Genomic DNA, 1,217 nt, shown 5'->3' with positions numbered 1-1,217 from the left:
CACCCGTTCCTGAATGACACCAGGGTCGTGGCCGAGCAAACAGGCGCGCTGCTCGGGACTCAAGGCCAGGGTGTGTTGCGCGGTCAAATCAAGGCTCAGATCGTTCATCGGGGATGTCCTTAAACAGAGAGGCCGGCCGACTGGCCAGAGCGCTCGACGGTGCCTTCGGCAGCGCTGTCAAACACGCTGCGGTCAGTCATTTCGCCCATGGCCACGACGATCCGCCGTGGGCCTTCGAACGGGTCGCGGGCATGCGCGACGAGCATGTTGTCGAGCATCACCACATCGCCACGCCGCCAGTCGAAGCGCACTGCGCAGGCTTCGTAGAGTTGGCCCAGTTGTTCCATGACCGCGTCGTCGATGGGCGTGCCGTCACCGAAATACACTTGGCGCGGCATGTGCCCGGCACCGACGATGCCTAGCAGGTCGCGGCGTACATCGGCTTGCAGGCAATAGTCGTGGTGCAGCTGGACCTGATTGAAGAATGACTTTTCCCCGGTGTACGGATGGCGGATCACCGCTGGGCAAGGCGTGCGGGTCTGCAGGCCGCCGTTGGCCAACCATTCGAGTTCCACGCCTTGCTCGCGGCACGCAGCCTCGACCACGGCACGCTCGTCGGTCTTGTAGAAGTCGCGCCAATCCACATCGAAGCCCGGGGTGAAGGTGCGCACGTACAACAAACCCTTACGCTCGAAGATCTCGGCCAGCTCGGCCGGCAAGGCGCGATACATGGCCCGGCAGTCGACGATGGGCGTGGCGCCACCGACCGGCGATGGCTGCTCGCAGAAGAACCACTGCTTGCGCGGCCAGCGGCGCAGGTGTGCGCTTTCGTTGTGGAACAGGATCATCTGCTGCTCGGGGTAAGGCGTGGAGCGGTAGGTGTTGCGCCCGCCTTCCTTCTTCGGCAAGTCGCCATAGGCGCCATACAAGCCCGGCTGGATGGCCTCGGCGAAGGCCTCAAAATCCTGCGCGGTGCTCAAACCGAAGCCACGGAACAGCAAGCCGGCATGACAGCGCAGCTTGGTTTCGATGAACTCGCGATGCTGGCTGGCCCAGACACAAGGGTCGAGGTCGGCGCTGACCGGCTCGATCACCAGGGGGAACTGACTGTCGGCATTCAGCGGCGTGCAACGTACCGCAGATTCGGCAGCGGACGGCGCGGCCTGGCGGGTGAAGGACTTGAGCTTGTCGCGCTTGGCCTCCAGCCGCGAGCGACC

At 64.3% G+C, this 1,217-nt stretch carries 1 protein-coding gene; it reads right to left on the bottom strand.

Features of this window, described 5'->3' with window-relative positions; all coding sequences use genetic code 11:
- Nucleotides 1–119: 119 nt before the first annotated feature.
- A partial coding sequence (locus L9Z73_RS30790; protein WP_247408744.1) for a TauD/TfdA family dioxygenase occupies nucleotides 120–1,217 on the bottom strand: 1,098 nt, incomplete at its 5' end.

This window comes from Pseudomonas emilianonis (assembly GCF_023072625.1).
GTDB lineage: Bacteria > Pseudomonadota > Gammaproteobacteria > Pseudomonadales > Pseudomonadaceae > Aquipseudomonas > Aquipseudomonas paraveronii.
This window is presented reverse-complemented; position numbering and strand designations above follow the sequence as displayed.